The sequence below is a fragment of the Agrobacterium radiobacter genome, assembly GCF_040801995.1.
In the GTDB taxonomy this organism is placed as follows: Bacteria; Pseudomonadota; Alphaproteobacteria; order Rhizobiales; family Rhizobiaceae; genus Agrobacterium; species Agrobacterium radiobacter.
On record NZ_JBEGHX010000002.1, the window covers coordinates 1,337,766 to 1,355,000 of the forward strand.

The following is a 17,235-nucleotide window of genomic DNA, read 5'->3' on the forward strand; positions in this document are numbered from 1 at the left end:
CGGCGGCCGAAACACCCGCCTGTCCGTCATTCAAACGCGCCCATGCCGGCTTGGTTCCGCAAGGGAAGGTGTTTTCTTCACAGGCATTTCGGCTCGGGGGCTATTTTCCGGGAATTCGGTGCCGGACATTTGTTTTCCTGTCACAAGCATCATATAAGGCCCATCATCGAGACGTACCTTGACTTCAATCAATATGTGAAACGACATGCTCCAGACGCCCTATTACCTTATCGACAAGACAAAACTTCTTCGCAACATGGAGAAGATTGCCTATGTGCGGGAAAAATCCGGCGCCAAGGCGCTGCTGGCGCTGAAGTGCTTTGCCACATGGTCGGTGTTCGATTTCATGTCGCAATATATGGATGGCACCACCTCGTCATCGCTTTATGAGGTGCGTCTCGGCCGCGAGAAATTCGGCGGCGAGACCCATGCCTATTCCGTCGCCTATGCCGATTATGAAATCGACGAGGTGATTGCGAATGCCGACAAGATCATCTTCAATTCGATCGGTCAGCTCGAGCGTTTCGCGGACAAGGCTTCCGGCATCACACGCGGTCTGCGCCTCAACCCGCAGGTCAGCTCCTCGAGCTTTGATCTTGCCGATCCCGCGCGCCCCTTCAGCCGCCTCGGCGAATGGGATGTCGCCAAGGTCGACAAGGTCATGGATCGCATTTCCGGCTTCATGATCCACAACAATTGCGAAAACGGTGATTTCTCGCTGTTCGACCGCATGTTGACGCAGATCGAGGAAAAATTCGGATCGCTGCTGTCGCGCGCCGAATGGGTGAGCCTCGGCGGCGGCATTCATTTCACCGGCGACAATTATCCGCTCGACCAGTTCTGCGACCGCCTGCGTGCCTTTTCGGAAAAATACGGCGTGCAGGTCTATCTGGAGCCGGGCGAAGCCTCGATCACCAAAAGCACGACACTCGAAGTGACGGTTCTCGACACGCTGTTCAACGGCAAGAACCTCGCCATCGTCGACAGCTCGATTGAAGCGCATATGCTCGATCTGCTGATCTACCGCGAAACCGCCAAGGTGTCGCCGAATGAGGGCGAACATCCCTATATGGTCTGCGGCAAGTCCTGCCTCGCCGGCGATATTTTCGGCGACTTCCGTTTCGACAAGGAGCTGAAGGTCGGTGACCGCATCTCCTTCCAGGATGCGGCCGGTTACACGATGGTCAAGAAGAACTGGTTCAACGGCGTGAAGATGCCGGCGATCGCCATCAAGGAACTGGACGGCACCGTGCGCGCCGTTCGTGAATTCGACTTTGCCGATTTCGAGCAAAGCCTGTCTTAAACCCTGTTTCAACATCCAACGAAGCTTATCCCTGCGGGGAAAAGGAGGCATCACCTGAAATGAAGAAGAACGTTCTGATCATCGGCGCCGGTGGCGTAGCACAGGTCGTGGCGCATAAGTGCGCCCAGAACAGCGATGTATTGGGAGACATTCATATTGCGTCACGGACCTTGGGAAAGTGCCGCAAGATTGTCGAGTCCGTACGCGAAAAGAAGAGCCTCAAGACTGATGTGAAACTTGAGGCCCATGCGCTTGACGCGATGGATATCGAGGCGACGAAAGCCTTGATCAAAAAAACCGGCGTGGAAATCGTCATCAATGTCGGTTCGGCTTTCGTCAACATGTCCGTTCTTCGTGCCTGCATGGACACGGGTGTTGCCTATATGGATACGGCGATCCACGAGGATCCGACCAAGATTTGCGAAGCGCCGCCGTGGTACGGAAACTACGAGTGGAAGCGCGCGGAAGAGTGCAAGGAAAAGGGCATTACCGCCATTCTCGGCGTCGGCTTCGACCCGGGTGTGGTGAACGCCTATGCGCGTCTCGCCAAGGATGACTATTTCGACAAGGTCACCTCGGTCGATATCGTCGATATCAATGCCGGCAGCCACGGCCGCTGGTTCTCCACCAACTTCGATCCGGAAATCAACTTCCGCGAATTCACCGGTGTTGTTTATTCCTGGCAGAAGGGTGAGTGGCAGACGAACCAGATGTTCGAAGTCGGCCAGGAATTCGACCTGCCTGTCGTCGGCAAGCAGAAGGCCTACATGACGGGCCACGACGAAGTGCATTCGCTGTCCAAGAACATGGACGGCGCCGATGTGCGCTTCTGGATGGGTTTCGGCGATCACTACATCAATGTCTTCACCGTGCTGAAGAACCTCGGCCTCCTGTCGGAGAAGCCGGTCAAGACGGCTGAAGGCCTTGAAGTCGTGCCGCTCAAGGTGGTGAAGGCCGTGCTGCCCGATCCGTCTTCTCTGGCGCCCGATTATGTCGGCAAGACCTGCATTGGCGATATCGTCAAGGGCATCAAGGACGGCAAGGAACGCGAAGTCTTCATCTACAACGTGGCTGACCACAAGGAAGCCTATGAGGAAGTCGGCTCGCAGGGCATTTCCTACACCGCCGGCGTTCCCCCGGTCGCCGCCGCCATGCTGATTGCGACAGGCGAATGGGACGTGAAGCAGATGGCGAACGTTGAAGAACTGCCGCCGAAGCCGTTCCTGAACATTCTGAACAAGATCGGTCTTCCGAACCGCATCAAGGACGAAAACGGCGACCGCGCGCTGGAGTTCTGATTGCAGGCGTTTTGATTGATGGAAATAGAAAAAGCCCCGCGAAAGCGGGGCTTTTTGTTGGAGGCGACCCAAATAGTTTGGCGAATTCGTAGCACCCCACCGTCACCCCGGATTTAGTCCGGGGTCCAGCGCGATCAAGTCCTTGATCGCGGGAGAGTCTTCTCACGGCGCGAAGCGCCGTGGCTGGATGCCGGCTCAAGGCCGGCATGACGGCAGAAACCTTGCCGCCGGCCTCAGGCCCCGAATGAACGGGATCCGAAATTTCCGAGGCTTGCGAAGGGTCGACCTCAGCCCTTTGTCGGCTTCGGCCCACGCTTTTCGAAAGGCCTGTCCTTCTTGCCCTCGTATTTAGGTTTGTCGCCGAAGGGCTTCTTCTTTTTCCAGGGCTTGTCGTCAGTCTTGCGGTCATCGCGGGGAGCGGCCGCATTGTCCGATTTGCTGAACTTGCGCTGGGCCTTGGCCGGACGCGTATCTTCGCGGAAGCCGCCGGTTATTTCCGGCTTGCCTTCCAGAGCCTTCAGACGGATGCCCTTTTCGAGCATCATGTCCTTGCCGATGGCGGAGGTGAAACGGTCGACGGCATCGGCCGCCAGTTCCACGAAGGTCTCCGTCTGCTGCATGCGGATCGCGCCGATATCCTGGCGGGTGATCTTGCCGAAGCGGCAGAGCATGGGGATGAGCCAGCGCGGCTCGGCGCTCTGCTTGCGGCCGACGGACAGCGAAAACCACGCGCTGTCGGCGAAATCGGAGCGTTCGCGGCGCGGGGCATCGTTTTCGACCGTCTCGAAACTGTCGCGGCGCGGCTTGCGGCTGTTGTCCAGCGAGACTTCCGTGATGTCTTCAGGTGCAGACCGTCCGGCGTGGTAAAGACGCACGAAAGCGGCGGCGACCTTTTCCGCGCCATGCTGTTCCAGGAGCTTGGTGACGAAATCGCGTTCGTCATCGGCTACAGCCTCGGTCAGCGAAGGATCGGCCAGAAGCCGGGCGCCGTCGCGCTCGACGATCTCTTCGGCGGAAGGCGGACGAACCCATGCTGGGCTGACCTTGGCGCCCTCAAGCAGGCGTTCTGCCTTGCGGCGCTGGTTGACCGGCACCACGATGGCGCTGACGCCCTTCTGGCCGGCGCGGCCGGTACGGCCGGAGCGGTGCAGAAGCGTTTCGGAATTGGTCGGCAGGTCGGCGTGTATGACGAGTTCGAGACCCGGCAGGTCGATGCCGCGCGCGGCAACGTCGGTCGCAACGCAGACGCGGGCGCGGCCATCGCGCATGGCCTGCAGCGCATGGGTGCGCTCGTTCTGGGTCAATTCGCCTGACAGCGCCACGACGGCAAAGCCGCGATTATTCAGCCGCGCTGTCAGATGGTTGACGGCCGCGCGGGTGGAGCAGAAAACGATGGCGTTGCGGGCTTCATAGAAGCGCAGCGCATTGATGATGGCGTTTTCGCGGTCTGCCGGGGACACCAGCATGGCGCGATATTCGATATCCACATGCTGCTTCTGTTCGGAAGCAGTGGCGATGCGCACGGCATTCTTCTGGTAGCTTTCGGCAAGCTTGGCGATGCTGCGCGGCACGGTGGCCGAGAACATCAACGTGCGGCGATCGTCGGGCGATTCTTCCAGAATGAATTCCAGATCTTCGCGGAAACCGAGGTCGAGCATCTCGTCGGCTTCGTCAAGCACAACCGCACGGATGGAGGACAGATCAAGTGCATTGCGCTTGATGTGGTCGCAGAGACGACCGGGCGTGCCGACGACGATGTGCGCGCCGCGCTCCAGCGCCCGCCGCTCATTGCGGATGTCCATGCCGCCGACGCAGGAGGCAATGGAAACACCGGCAAACTCATAAAGCCATTCCAGTTCGCGCTTGACCTGCATGGCCAGTTCGCGGGTTGGCGCAATGGCAAGCGCCAGCGGCGCGGAAGCCTGTCCGAAGCGGTTGTCGTCGCGCAGCAGCGTGGTCGCAAGCGCGATGCCGAAGGCGACCGTCTTGCCGGAACCGGTCTGCGCGGAAACCAGCGCGTCCTTGTCGGCGAGTTCCGGCGCAAGCATGGCCTGCTGCACGGGGGTCAAATCTTTGTAGCCGCGTTTTTCCAACGCCTGCGCGATCGCCGGGGCGATACCCTGGGTGTCTGTCATCTACCGTCTTTCGGATATGAAGCTGCCCGCATCCGCCCGAAACCAATAGGTCCTAAAGTCTCCGGGGCAGCCGATACAGGCCATTTCGGCCATCTGGCCGGTTGCATTGCCGCGCTCATACTGCGAATGGGCCCGTTTGTACAGTGCACTGCGGTACGCTCTTTTGCGTGTGCTTTATCCAGCCGGCGCTTCCTTGCGCCATTGTTCCATGCTCAGGCTCCCGAAAAAGGCGTACCGCATGGTTCATAAACGGCATTGCGTGCCCCCCGCCTTTTCGCTAAGAGACCCGCAACTTGAGGCTCTTTGTCAGGAAGGGCCGACTGGGTTTGTTCTTGTCCGTCCGTTTCCAGAGGGAGCCGGCGGGAAAATGGGATGGTACTGGTCAAGGCTATGGCTCGCATTGTCATGAAATTCGGCGGCACGTCCGTCGCGAACCTCGAACGCATTCACAATGTCGCACGGCATGTGAAACGCGAAGTGGATGCCGGCCATGAAGTGGCCGTGGTCGTTTCCGCCATGTCCGGCAAAACCAATGAGCTGGTGGACTGGGTGCAGAACGCCGCGAAGGTTGCCGGCGCCAACGCCGCTTCGTTCTTCGACGCGCGCGAATATGACGCGGTTGTCGCATCAGGCGAACAGGTGACATCGGGTCTTCTGGCGATCACGCTGCAATCCATGGGCATCAATGCGCGCTCCTGGCAGGGCTGGCAGATTCCGATCCGCACCGACAATGCGCATGGCGCCGCCCGCATTCTCGAGATCGACGGTTCGGATATCGTCCACCGCATGGGCGAAGGCCAGGTAGCCGTCGTTGCCGGTTTCCAAGGCATCGGCCCGGATAATCGCATCGCGACGCTCGGTCGCGGCGGCTCGGATACGTCCGCTGTCGCCATCGCCGCCGCCGTCAAGGCGGATCGCTGCGACATTTACACTGACGTCGATGGCGTCTACACCACCGATCCGCGCATCGAGCCCAAGGCTCGCCGCATGAAGAAGATCGCTTTCGAGGAAATGCTCGAAATGGCGTCTCTCGGCGCGAAGGTTCTGCAGGTTCGCTCGGTCGAGCTTGCCATGGTACACAAGGTGCGCACCTTCGTTCGCTCCAGTTTCGAGGATCCCGATGCGCCGGGCATGGGCGACCTCATCAACCCGCCCGGTACTTTGATTTGTGACGAGGATGAAATCGTGGAACAGGAAGTCGTAACCGGCATCGCCTATGCCAAGGATGAAGCACAGATCTCGCTGCGCCGCGTGGCCGACCGTCCGGGCGTCTCCGCCGCGATCTTCGGGCCGCTGGCGGAAGCGCATATCAATGTCGACATGATCGTGCAGAACATCTCCGAAGATGGTTCGCGCACCGACATGACCTTCACCGTTCCCTCGGGCGATGTTGCCAAGGCTCTGAAGGTTCTGGATGACAACAAGGCCCAGATCGGCTTCGACGTCGCACAGAACGAAACCGGCCTTGCCAAGGTGTCCGTCATCGGCATCGGCATGCGCAGCCACGCGGGCGTTGCCGCCAGCGCGTTCAAGGCGCTTGCCGAGAAGAATATCAACATCAAGGCCATCACCACGTCCGAGATCAAGATTTCGATCCTGATTGACGGCGCCTATGCCGAACTTGCGGTCCGCACTTTGCATTCCGCCTACGGCCTCGATAAGGCTTGAAGCCGAGACATCGGTTCCCGATGCTCCGATTCTTCGGAGTTGCGTTCTTCCGATGTGGCGTTTCATGAAAGCGTGTCCCTTGCGGGACGCGCTTCTCGCGCTATAAATTTTTAAATGACGTTTTGATTCTCGAATATTATGACATTCGGATCGGAAGCGTCGGGGAGCAAACGCGATGAGAGACCTTTCCGCAGGTCCGCGCGTCCTGCTCAAGCGGCTGCGCGAAATGATGGCGGAGCACCTTGAACCGCAGGACCGTCTGGACCAGATCGTCCGTCAGATTGCCAGCAACATGGTGGCGGAGGTTTGCTCGGTCTACGTGCTGCGCTCCGACAGCGTGCTGGAACTTTACGCCACCGAAGGTCTCAACAAGGATGCCGTGCATCTTGCACAGCTGAAAATGGGGCAGGGTCTTGTCGGCACGATTGCCGCTTCGGCCCAGCCGCTCAATCTTTCCGATGCGCAGGCGCATCCGGCTTTCCGCTATCTTCCTGAAACCGGTGAGGAAATTTATCATTCCTTCCTCGGCGTGCCGATTTTGCGCTCCGGTCGCACTCTTGGCGTTCTTGTGGTCCAGAACAAGGCCAGCCGAACATACCGGGAGGATGAAATTGAAGCGCTCGAGACAACCGCGATGCTTATCGCTGAAATAGTGGCGAGCGGCGAGTTGAAAAAGATCACCCGCCCCGGTGTGGAGCTTGATCTGACGCGTGCCGTTTCCATCGATGGCGACGCCTATGGCGAAGGCATCGGTCTTGGTCACGTCGTGCTGCATGATCCCCGCATTGTCGTCACCAATCTCCTCAATGAAGATGCGGATACGGAAATCCGGCGTCTTGCCGATGCCATTGGGTCGCTACGCCTGTCGATCGACGACATGTTGCAGCGCCGTGACGTGCCGACCGAGGGAGAACATCGCGAAGTTCTCGAGACCTATCGCATGTTTGCCCACGATCAGGGCTGGGTACGCCGCATGGAAGAGGCGATCCGCAACGGCCTGACGGCGGAAGCGGCTGTCGAAAAGGTGCAGAGCGACACCAAGGCGCGAATGATGCGCCTGACCGATCCTTACCTGCGCGAACGCATGCATGATTTCGACGATCTCGCCAACCGGCTGCTGCGCCAGCTCATCGGTTTTGGCGGGCGTGGTCCCGAGCAGGATTTCCCGCTCGACGCCATCGTGCTTGCCCGCGCCATGGGTGCCGCCGAACTCTTGGATTATCCGCGTGAGAAATTGCGCGGTCTCGTGCTCGAAGACGGCGCGGTGACGAGCCATGTCGTCATCGTGGCGCGCGCCATGGGCATTCCGATCATCGGGCAGGCGACGGGCATCGTCGCCCTTGCTGAAAATAACGACCCCATCATCATCGATGGTGATGACGGTCAGGTGCATCTGCGTCCGATGTCGGATTTGCAGCGCGCCTATGAGGAAAAAGTTCGCCTGCGCGCCAAGCGGCAGGAGCAGTTCCGCGCGCTTCGCAATGTCGAGCCGATCACCAAGGATGGCCAGAAGGTCAATCTGAAGATGAATGCGGGCCTGCTGGTAGACCTGCCGCAGCTGGAGGAATCCGGCGCCGATGGCATCGGCCTTTTCCGCACCGAGCTGCAATTCATGATCGCCTCCAACATGCCGAAGGGCGAGGAGCAAGAGGCTTTTTACCGCTCCGTTCTGCGGCAGGCGAAGGGAAAAAGCGTCACCTTCCGCACGCTGGATATCGGCGGCGATAAAGTCGTTTCTTATATGCGCGGCCAGGAAGAGGAAAACCCGGCGCTGGGCTGGCGGGCGATCCGCCTGTCGCTCGACCGTCCGGGCCTGATGCGCACGCAGATGCGCGCGCTGCTGCGTGCCGCCTCCGGTGCTGAATTGCGCATGATGCTGCCGATGGTGACGGAAGTGTCCGAAATCCGCGCCGCACGCGATCTGCTCCAGAAGGAAGTGCAGCATCTCTCGAAATTCAGCCACGCGCTGCCGAAAAAGCTGCAATTCGGCGCGATGCTGGAAGTGCCGTCCTTGATGTGGCAGCTCGATGAGCTGATGCAGGAGGTGGATTTCGTCTCCGTCGGCTCGAATGACCTGTTCCAGTTCTCGATGGCGGTGGATCGCGGCAATGCGCGTGTTTCGGATCGTTTCGACAATCTCGGCAAGCCGTTCCTGCGCATTCTACGCGATATCGTGCGCGCCGGCGAAAGGCACCACACTTCGGTGACGCTGTGCGGTGAAATGGCGAGCAAGCCGCTGTCGGCCATGGCTTTGATTGGCCTCGGTTTTCGTTCGGTTTCGATGTCGCCGACGGCGATCGGCCCTGTGAAGGCCATGCTGCTCGGGCTTGATGCCGCACGCCTTGCCGATGAGCTGAACGCGGCGCTGGACGACCATAATTCGCTGGAAAGCGCGCGCGAGGTGTTGTTACGCTTTGCGGCGACGCATTCCATTCCCATTTAAAAAAGACCTGTTTCAGTATTGGAGTGACTGGTGGCGAAGCTTCCCGTCGAAAAAATGCGCGAGTTGGAAAGACGTTTCGGCGAGATCGAAGCGCGTATGTCGGCCGGGCCTGCAGCGGATGTTTATGTGAAGCTGGCTTCGGAATATTCCGAACTCGAGCCGGTAGTGAAGAAAATCCGCGAATACGAGAAGGCGGTCTCCGAAGCGGCCGATCTCGAGGCGTTGCTTGCTGACAAGACGACCGACAGGGATATGCGCGACCTGGCGGAAATGGAGCTGCCGGAAATCGAGACCCGCATCGGCGAGCTTGAAAAGGACATGCAGGTCCTGTTGCTGCCGAAGGATGCGGCGGACGAAAAAAGCGCGATCCTTGAAATCCGCGCCGGCACCGGCGGCTCCGAGGCGGCACTTTTTGCCGGTGATCTCTTCCGCATGTATGAGCGTTTTGCATCGACCAAGGGGTGGAAAGTCGAAGTGCTTTCCGCCAGCGAGGGTGAAGCGGGCGGTTACAAAGAAATCATCGCCACGATCAGCGGGCGAGGGGTATTTTCCAAGCTGAAGTTCGAATCCGGCGTACACCGGGTGCAGCGCGTGCCGGAAACGGAAGCGAGCGGCCGCATCCACACCTCGGCCGCCACGGTTGCCGTGCTGCCGGAAGCGGAAGACATCGACGTCGAAATTCGCCCGGAAGACATTCGCATCGATACGATGCGTGCTTCCGGTGCGGGCGGCCAGCACGTCAACACCACCGACTCGGCGGTTCGTATCACCCATCTTCCGACAGGTCTGATCGTCACCAGTTCGGAGAAATCCCAGCATCAGAACCGCGCCAAGGCCATGCAGGTTCTGCGCTCGCGGCTTTACGATATCGAACGCCAGAAAGTGGAGAGCGAACGTTCGGCGGACCGCAAGAGCCAGGTGGGTTCCGGCGACCGCTCCGAGCGCATTCGCACCTATAATTTCCCGCAGGGTCGTGTCACCGATCACCGTATCAACCTCACGCTCTACAAGCTCGACCGGATGATCGAGGGCGAAATCGATGAACTCGTGGATGCGCTGATCGCCGATTATCAGGCCGGTCAGCTTGCCCAGCTCGGCGAGCAGCTTTGAGCACGGCGGCCGAAGCGAGCGTTGCGAGCGCGCTTGCCGCCGCCCGCAAAAGGCTGCAGGCGGCAGGGATCGATGAGCCGCTTCTCGATGCACGGCTCCTGATTGCGGAGGTCATCGATTTTTCATTGACCGATTTCGTGATGAAGCCTGATCGTGTCGTTACGCCGGAAGAAAGCGCCCGTATCGCCACCATGATCGAAAGGCGGGCGAATGGCGAACCCGTTCACCGCATTCTCGGCCACCGGGAATTTCATGGCCTCGATCTTCTTCTGTCAAAGGAGACGCTCGAGCCCCGGCCGGATACGGAAGTTCTGGTCGACACGCTGTTGCCGGAGCTGAAAAAAGCCATCTCCGCCAAGGGCAGCGCCCGCATTCTGGACATGGGCACCGGCACGGGCGCGATCTGTCTGGCGCTGTTGAAAGAATGCCCCGATGCCACCGGCATCGGCAGCGATATTTCCGCCGATGCGCTGGAAACGGCGGCCAGGAATGCGGCCCGAAATGATCTTGGCGCGCGCTTTGAGACCATACGCAGCGACTGGTTTGAAAAAATCTCTGGCAGCTTTGACATAATTGTGTCGAATCCGCCTTATATAAAGACTGATATCGTCGCAACGCTTGACCAAGAGGTTCGTAACCACGATCCGATGGCGGCGCTGGACGGAGGTCAGGACGGCCTTGCACCGTACCGCCTCATCGCTGCCGATGCAGGCCGCTTTCTTGTGGAAAACGGGATTGTCGGTGTGGAGATCGGTTTCGATCAAAGGCTTGATGTTTCCGCTATATTTGCTTCCCACGGCTTCTCTCTTCTGGACGCCGTGAAGGATTATGGCGGTAACGACAGAGTTTTGACCTTCCGGAGATAGTTGTTCGCGATATGTCTGCGGATTTTTTGCAAGGATATTTTGCACAGCAAAAGAAAAGGCTTGGATTTCCGCATGAAGCGGGATAGTTTGCGGCCACATGCTGGGTGGCTGAGGACGAACACAGATTCGTCAGGGTATGGGTCAGTCCCGAAGCGGGTTCTTTTGAGAGCCCTGAAAGGCTGGGCGTTTCCGGCATGTGAATCAGTAAACTTTGTTCGCAGGCGGCTCGGTGCAGCATTTGCGCAGCCGGTCGTCATACGCGAGGTCTTGTCCCGGGGTTATCTTCGGCAAGGCGCGTGATGGAGCAATTTCAGGAAAAATTTCCAGCGGTTTTCCGCCCGGAATTGCATGAAAACAACCAGATTGTCAGCAAAACAGAATTCAGGTGAGCAATTGATGAGGCCAGGACAGCAAAACAAGCGCGGCCGGGGGCGTGGAAGCAACAACAATAACAATGGTGGCGGTAACAACAACAACTTCAACCGCAAGGGCGGCAACCCGCTCACCAGGACTTATGACAGCTCCGGCCCCGATGTTAAAATCCGTGGCACAGCCCAGCACATAGCGGAAAAATACGCGGCTCTGGCGCGCGACGCGCAGAGTTCCGGCGACCGCGTGATCGCCGAGAACTATCTGCAGCACGCTGAACATTATAACCGCATCATCGCTTCGGCTCAGGCCCAGATGCAGGAACGCTTCCAGCGCGACGATCGCGGCGAATATAGCGGTGCCGATGGCGACGATATGGATGTGAATGACGGCGATGAAGGCGTCGTTGCACCGCAGCAGCAGGCCGAACAGGTCGAGCGCGCGCAGCAGCCCGAACGCCAGGAGCGTACTGAGCGGAACGAACCGCGCCAGGAGCGTCGTGAGCGTCCGGACCGCCGCGAGCGGCAGGAACGTCAGCCGCGCCAGCCGCAGGTGGCCGCCGAACAGCAGCCGCCGGTTTACGACGCCAGCCAGGCGCCGCAGCCGGTCATCGAAGGCACTCCCATGGAAGTGGCCGTTGAGGAAGAGCAGCAGCAGGCGGAGGCTCCGGCGGCTGAACGTGCACCGAAGACACGCCGTGCAACAGGGCCGCGCCCGCGCCGCCCGCGCCGCACCGCCGCTGCGGAAGGCGCCGAAGGCGAAGATGCGCCGGCCGGTGACGACGCTGCACCTGCCACGCTTGAGAACGCTGCCGAATAAGCAGCTTCTGCAAACCACTCTGCGATCGAAAAACTCCGGCTTGCCGGAGTTTTTTGTTTTTTGCGATTGGCTATGAACATTCCGCTGGCCGTCAGCGTGGATTTCGCGCGGCGAATTGACGCCTGTCAGTTCGTATGAAAATTTCCCGGATGGTGGATTTTCTCCCCTTTAAACCGATGAAAATGCCTCCCATATTCGTGCAGGAAGGACGGAAGCCGCATTCGCCGGCAACCGACCTTCAAGAGGCGGCGATCGTGAAATCCTTTGAACACGGCTGTCGTAGCGGGGCTTGCCTTTTGAGGGAGCCTCAACCCTAACACCCGGAGCCGTGCCGAAAGCGGGCGGGCCGGTCTATGGAGGTTCGACTATGAATATTGAAAAATACTCCGAGCGCGTTCGTGGTTTTCTGCAATCGGCGCAGACCTTTGCGCTTGCCGAAAACCATCAGCAGTTTTCGCCCGAACACGTTCTGAAGGTTCTGCTCGATGACGAGCAGGGCATGGCGGCATCGCTGATCGAGCGCGCCGGCGGCAGCGCCAAGGAAGCGCGTCTTGCCAATGATGCGGCACTTGCGAAATTGCCCAAGGTTTCCGGTGGAAATGGTGGCCTTTCGCTCACCGCGCCGCTCGCCAAAGTGTTCTCGACCGCGGAAGATCTTGCCAAGAAGGCCGGCGACAGTTTTGTCACCGTCGAGCGTCTTCTGCAGGCGCTTGCCATTGAAAGCTCCGCTTCTACCTCGGCTTCCCTGAAGAAGGCGGGTGCAACGGCGCAGGCGCTCAATCAGGTCATCAACGACATCCGCAAGGGCCGCACGGCTGACAGCGCCAATGCCGAACAGGGCTTTGACGCGTTGAAGAAATTCGCGCGCGATCTGACGGAGGAAGCCCGCGAAGGCAAGCTCGATCCGGTGATCGGTCGCGACGACGAAATTCGCCGCACTATTCAGGTCCTGTCGCGCCGCACCAAGAATAATCCCGTGCTGATCGGTGAACCCGGCGTCGGTAAAACGGCGATTGCCGAAGGTCTTGCGCTGCGCATCGTCAATGGCGATGTGCCCGAAAGCCTGAAGGACAAGAAGCTGATGGCGCTCGATATGGGCGCGCTGATTGCCGGTGCGAAATATCGCGGTGAGTTTGAAGAGCGTCTGAAGGCTGTGCTGAACGAGGTGCAGGCCGAAAACGGCGGCATCATCCTGTTCATCGACGAGATGCACACGCTGGTCGGCGCCGGCAAGGCCGATGGCGCGATGGACGCGTCCAACCTCCTGAAGCCCGCCCTTGCCCGCGGTGAGTTGCACTGCGTCGGCGCCACCACGCTCGATGAATATCGCAAGCATGTGGAAAAGGATCCGGCCCTTGCCCGCCGTTTCCAGCCTGTGCTGGTGGATGAGCCGACCGTTGAGGACACGATCTCGATCCTGCGCGGGTTGAAGGAAAAATACGAACAGCACCACAAGGTCCGTATCTCGGATTCGGCCCTGGTTGCGGCTGCGACGCTTTCCAACCGCTACATCACCGACCGGTTCCTGCCTGATAAGGCAATCGACCTGATGGACGAAGCTGCTTCGCGTCTTCGCATGCAGGTGGATTCCAAGCCGGAAGAACTGGACGAGTTGGATCGCCGCATCATTCAGCTGAAGATCGAACGCGAAGCCTTGAAGCAGGAGACGGACCAGTCCTCCGCCGACCGCCTCAAGAAGCTCGAGGACGAGTTGGCCGATACGGAAGAAAAGGCAGATGCGCTGACGGCCCGCTGGCAGGCGGAAAAGCAGAAGCTCGGCCACGCCGCAGACTTGAAGAAGCGGCTGGATGAAGCCCGCAACGAACTGGCGATTGCCCAGCGCAACGGCCAGTTCCAGCGCGCTGGCGAGCTGACCTATGGCATCATTCCCGGCCTCGAAAAGGAACTGGCTGCGGCGGAAGCCCGCGACAGCAGCGGTGTCGGTTCGATGGTTCAGGAAGTTGTCACGGCCGATAACATCGCCCATGTCGTTTCCCGCTGGACGGGCATTCCGGTCGACAAGATGCTGGAAGGCCAGCGCGAAAAGCTGCTGCGCATGGAAGACGAGCTTGCCAAGTCCGTTGTCGGGCAGGGCGAGGCCGTTCAGGCGGTGTCCAAGGCGGTTCGCCGTTCGCGCGCCGGCCTGCAGGATCCCAACCGGCCGATCGGTTCGTTCATCTTCCTCGGACCGACGGGTGTCGGCAAGACCGAGCTGACCAAGTCCTTGGCCCGCTTCCTGTTCGACGACGAAACCGCGATGGTTCGTCTCGACATGTCGGAATATATGGAGAAACACTCCGTTGCCCGGCTGATCGGCGCACCTCCCGGCTATGTCGGTTATGAAGAGGGCGGTGCCCTGACGGAAGCGGTTCGCCGCCGGCCCTATCAGGTCGTGCTGTTCGACGAGATTGAAAAAGCACATCCTGACGTCTTTAACGTCCTGCTGCAGGTGCTGGATGATGGCCGTCTGACGGACGGCCAGGGCCGCACCGTCGATTTCAAGAACACCATCATCATCATGACCTCGAACCTCGGCTCGGAATTCATGACGCAGATGGGCGACAATGACGATGTGGATTCGGTTCGTGATCTGGTGATGGAGCGGGTCCGGTCGCATTTCCGGCCGGAATTCCTCAACCGTATCGACGATATCATCCTTTTCCACCGCCTGCGGCGCGATGAGATGGGTGCAATTGTCGAAATCCAGCTGAAGCGTCTCATCTCGCTGCTCGGCGATCGCAAGATTTCGCTCGAACTGGATGAGGATGCCCGCAGCTGGCTTGCCAACAAGGGTTACGATCCGGCTTACGGCGCGCGTCCGCTGAAGCGGGTGATCCAGAAGGCGGTTCAGGACAGGCTTGCCGAAATGATCCTCGGCGGCGAAGTTCCTGACGGTTCACGGGTCAAGGTGACCTCGGGCACCGACCGGCTGCTGTTCAAGGTCAAGCCCGCAAAGGGCGAGGCCGAAGCCGAAACGGCCGATGCGGCATAAAACGAAAGGGCTCCGGAAACGGAGCCCTTTTCATTTGGCAGCTTTTGGGGCCGTAAAAGTCCGGCGAATTAGCGGCTCGCCACCTGATTGGGCTTTTCGTCAATATTCAGCAGATTGTCGATACGTTTTCTCTCATCGGAGAACCGCGCGAGCGCATCGCCGGAAAGCGACTTGCCACCCGGCAGGCGCACCTTCATCGCGTCCACCTTGGTGCCGTTGACGATCAGCTCGTAATGCAGATGCGCGCCGGTCGAAAGGCCGGTCGATCCCACATAACCGATGACCTGGCCCTGCCGGACCTTGGAGCCCTCGGTGACACCCTTGGCGATGGCGCTCTGGTGGTTATAGGAAGAGACGTAGCCATTGGCATGGCGGATCAGCGTCTGGTTACCGTAACCCGAGGCCCATCCGGCCTTCTCGACGGTGCCGTTGCCCGTCGCGATAATCGGCGTACCGCGGGCGGCGGCCCAGTCGGTGCCGGTATGCATGCGGCTGAATTTCAAAACCGGGTGGCGGCGCATGCCGAAACCTGAGGTCATGCGGCCGTTAGGAACGGGGTTGCGCAACAGGAACTGCCGGATGCTTTTGCCGTTCTCGTCGAAATAATCGATGCTGTTATCGTCGGGATTCTGGAAGCGGTAAAAACGTGTCTCGTTGTCGCCGAACTTGGCATTGACGTAGAGCAGTTCCGACTTGTCCGTCGCCTTGCCATCCGCGTCTTCCACGGAGAAGAAGGCTTCCAGCGTATCCGCCGGCTTGAGCTGCGCCTGAAAATCGACGCTGCTGGCCAGAAGCTTGATGAGTTGGGAAACCATGCTCTGGTTCATGCCGTAAGCCAGGGCCGCACGGTAGACCCCGTCATAAACGCTCGGCAGATCGCGACCGGCGGCAGGTGCCGGGGTACTGTCGAAGGCGGTCGCCACCGCGTCGAGCTTTGGCGGTTCGCTTGCCTTGATGAAACGCTTGCGGTCATCAATGGCCATGGTGACCATGTGGCGGCCCTTGCGGTAAAGGCTCACGCGCACGATGTCGCTCTTGTCGTCTTCCTGAATAATGCCGACGCGCAGCACGTCGCCGCTTTCGACATTGTTCGACTGGAGTTGCGGCGACAGCAGGCCTGCGATTTCCGACGACTGTGCCTTCGAATAGCCGGCGCCAAAGAGGGCGGCTTCGATGGTCTCGGTCTGGCGGGCAGGGATCACGTCGTCGGCATATTCCTTGACGGGCACCGAGGCTGACTGCGGGGTCGAAACCGACATGTTCTGTTCAACGACGCGGGCCGCGAGGCCGGCGGTGATATCGACATCGCCTTCATCATTATCGAAACGGCGGGGGTCGATGTAATAGAGCGCGGCAAGCTGTTCGTTGCCATCCGTCAGGATCGAGCCGTTCGAACGTACCGCCTCCTCTACCTCGTCGAAACTCAGGGAGCCGGCGAAGGGATATTTGGAGTGCTGAACGGGAAAGGCGACTGTCTTCAGGCTGACTTCGGATTCCACCTCGGAGCCGTAGATCGTTCCAGTCCGGCTTGGTGCGGGCGCCGATGCGTCCTTGTCCTCGTTGCTCGCGAAAATATTCAGGGGATCGAAGGCGGGATAGTCGTCCTGCTTGGCGTAATTTGCCGCCAGCGGGATCTTGACGTGGGAGAAGGGGACCTTGCGGACCACTTCCTTGTCGCCTTCATTGATAACGGTGGAGACTTCCATGATCGACCGGTCGGATGGCCGGGCCGCGATATTCGGTGCGACGAGGCGTGTGCCCCGACGGGCGGCTTCCGTAGCGTTGTTGCCCATATCCGCCTTGGCGAAGGCTTCGGCGGGAATGGCAAGCTGCTGGCGGCCGTCGAGAGCGGCAAACAGCGCCACGCCCATCAATATGGAAGAGGTAATGCCGGTCAGGAACGTGCCGGAAAGCCATCTGAGCGAAATTTCGCGGCGATCGGGTGCACGGCGTCCTTCCGCCAGAATTGGCGGTTCTGTGCCTAGCGACCGGATCACATTGCGATCCGCAGTCATACCAGCTGTGCCCCGTCGGTCATGCGCTCTCCAGAAACTTCAGGCGAAGGTGTGCAACTTTCATAGCCGTGAGTCAAATCGGTCGACGCACCGGCGGACATGCCGCAACAGCCCATATAAGGACACGCGCAGGCATGTCTCGTATTAACGCTTCGTTGGCAAAGCAATTAGCGAGGAAGGGGGCTAAAAGAAGGCGCGAGACCCGCCTTGCCGCCCG

The 17,235-nt window shown here is 59.6% G+C and carries 10 protein-coding genes; 8 read left to right on the top strand and 2 right to left on the bottom strand.

Annotated features, from left to right (window positions below):
- Positions 1-205 precede the first annotated feature (205 nt).
- Both nspC and MRBLRC7O_RS20010 read left to right on the top strand, forming a co-directional pair.
- The gene (gene nspC / locus MRBLRC7O_RS20005) at positions 206-1,303 is read left to right on the top strand and encodes a carboxynorspermidine decarboxylase (RefSeq protein WP_003508756.1); all 1,098 of its coding nucleotides are present in this window, start codon (positions 206-208) and stop codon (positions 1,301-1,303) included.
- Between the two features lie 59 nt (positions 1,304-1,362).
- Positions 1,363-2,601: a saccharopine dehydrogenase family protein gene (locus MRBLRC7O_RS20010; protein WP_003508758.1), complete on the top strand. Its 1,239-nt coding sequence runs from the start codon at positions 1,363-1,365 to the stop codon at positions 2,599-2,601.
- 287 nt (positions 2,602-2,888) lie between these two features.
- On the opposite strand, the gene MRBLRC7O_RS20015 is transcribed toward MRBLRC7O_RS20010, so the two are convergent.
- On the bottom strand, positions 2,889-4,736 hold the full coding sequence (locus MRBLRC7O_RS20015; protein ID WP_003508759.1) for a DEAD/DEAH box helicase: 1,848 nt from the start codon (positions 4,734-4,736) through the stop codon (positions 2,889-2,891).
- Positions 4,737-5,126: 390 nt separating this feature from the next.
- Between MRBLRC7O_RS20015 and MRBLRC7O_RS20020 the strand changes: the two genes are divergently transcribed.
- The 6 genes from MRBLRC7O_RS20020 to clpB all read left to right on the top strand — a co-directional run bounded on the left by MRBLRC7O_RS20020 (position 5,127) and on the right by clpB (position 15,003).
- Entirely contained in the window at positions 5,127-6,404 is a 1,278-nt protein-coding gene (locus MRBLRC7O_RS20020) for an aspartate kinase (RefSeq protein ID WP_003508761.1), read from the top strand.
- A gap of 175 nt (positions 6,405-6,579) precedes the next feature.
- Positions 6,580-8,847 carry a phosphoenolpyruvate--protein phosphotransferase gene (gene ptsP / locus MRBLRC7O_RS20025; RefSeq protein WP_003508762.1) on the top strand — a complete coding sequence of 756 codons (2,268 nt, stop codon included), beginning with the start codon at positions 6,580-6,582 and terminating at the stop codon, positions 8,845-8,847.
- Between the two features lie 30 nt (positions 8,848-8,877).
- On the top strand, positions 8,878-9,957 hold the full coding sequence (prfA, locus tag MRBLRC7O_RS20030) for a peptide chain release factor 1 (RefSeq protein ID WP_003508763.1): 1,080 nt from the start codon (positions 8,878-8,880) through the stop codon (positions 9,955-9,957).
- On the top strand, positions 9,954-10,823 hold the full coding sequence (prmC, locus tag MRBLRC7O_RS20035) for a peptide chain release factor N(5)-glutamine methyltransferase (RefSeq protein WP_111820677.1): 870 nt from the start codon (positions 9,954-9,956) through the stop codon (positions 10,821-10,823). Before prfA ends, prmC begins: the two co-directional genes overlap by 4 nt.
- Before the next feature lie 396 nt (positions 10,824-11,219).
- Positions 11,220-12,011, top strand: coding sequence for a DUF4167 domain-containing protein (locus MRBLRC7O_RS20040; RefSeq protein ID WP_031234089.1), 792 nt, complete (start codon positions 11,220-11,222; stop codon positions 12,009-12,011).
- 367 nt (positions 12,012-12,378) lie between these two features.
- Complete coding sequence (gene clpB, locus MRBLRC7O_RS20045) at positions 12,379-15,003, top strand: ATP-dependent chaperone ClpB (protein WP_003508767.1); 2,625 nt, start codon at positions 12,379-12,381, stop codon at positions 15,001-15,003.
- Positions 15,004-15,071: 68 nt separating this feature from the next.
- On the opposite strand, the gene MRBLRC7O_RS20050 is transcribed toward clpB, so the two are convergent.
- Positions 15,072-17,018, bottom strand: a complete 1,947-nt coding sequence (locus MRBLRC7O_RS20050; protein WP_020811344.1) for a M23 family metallopeptidase — start codon at positions 17,016-17,018, stop codon at positions 15,072-15,074.
- Positions 17,019-17,235: the final 217 nt, after the last annotated feature.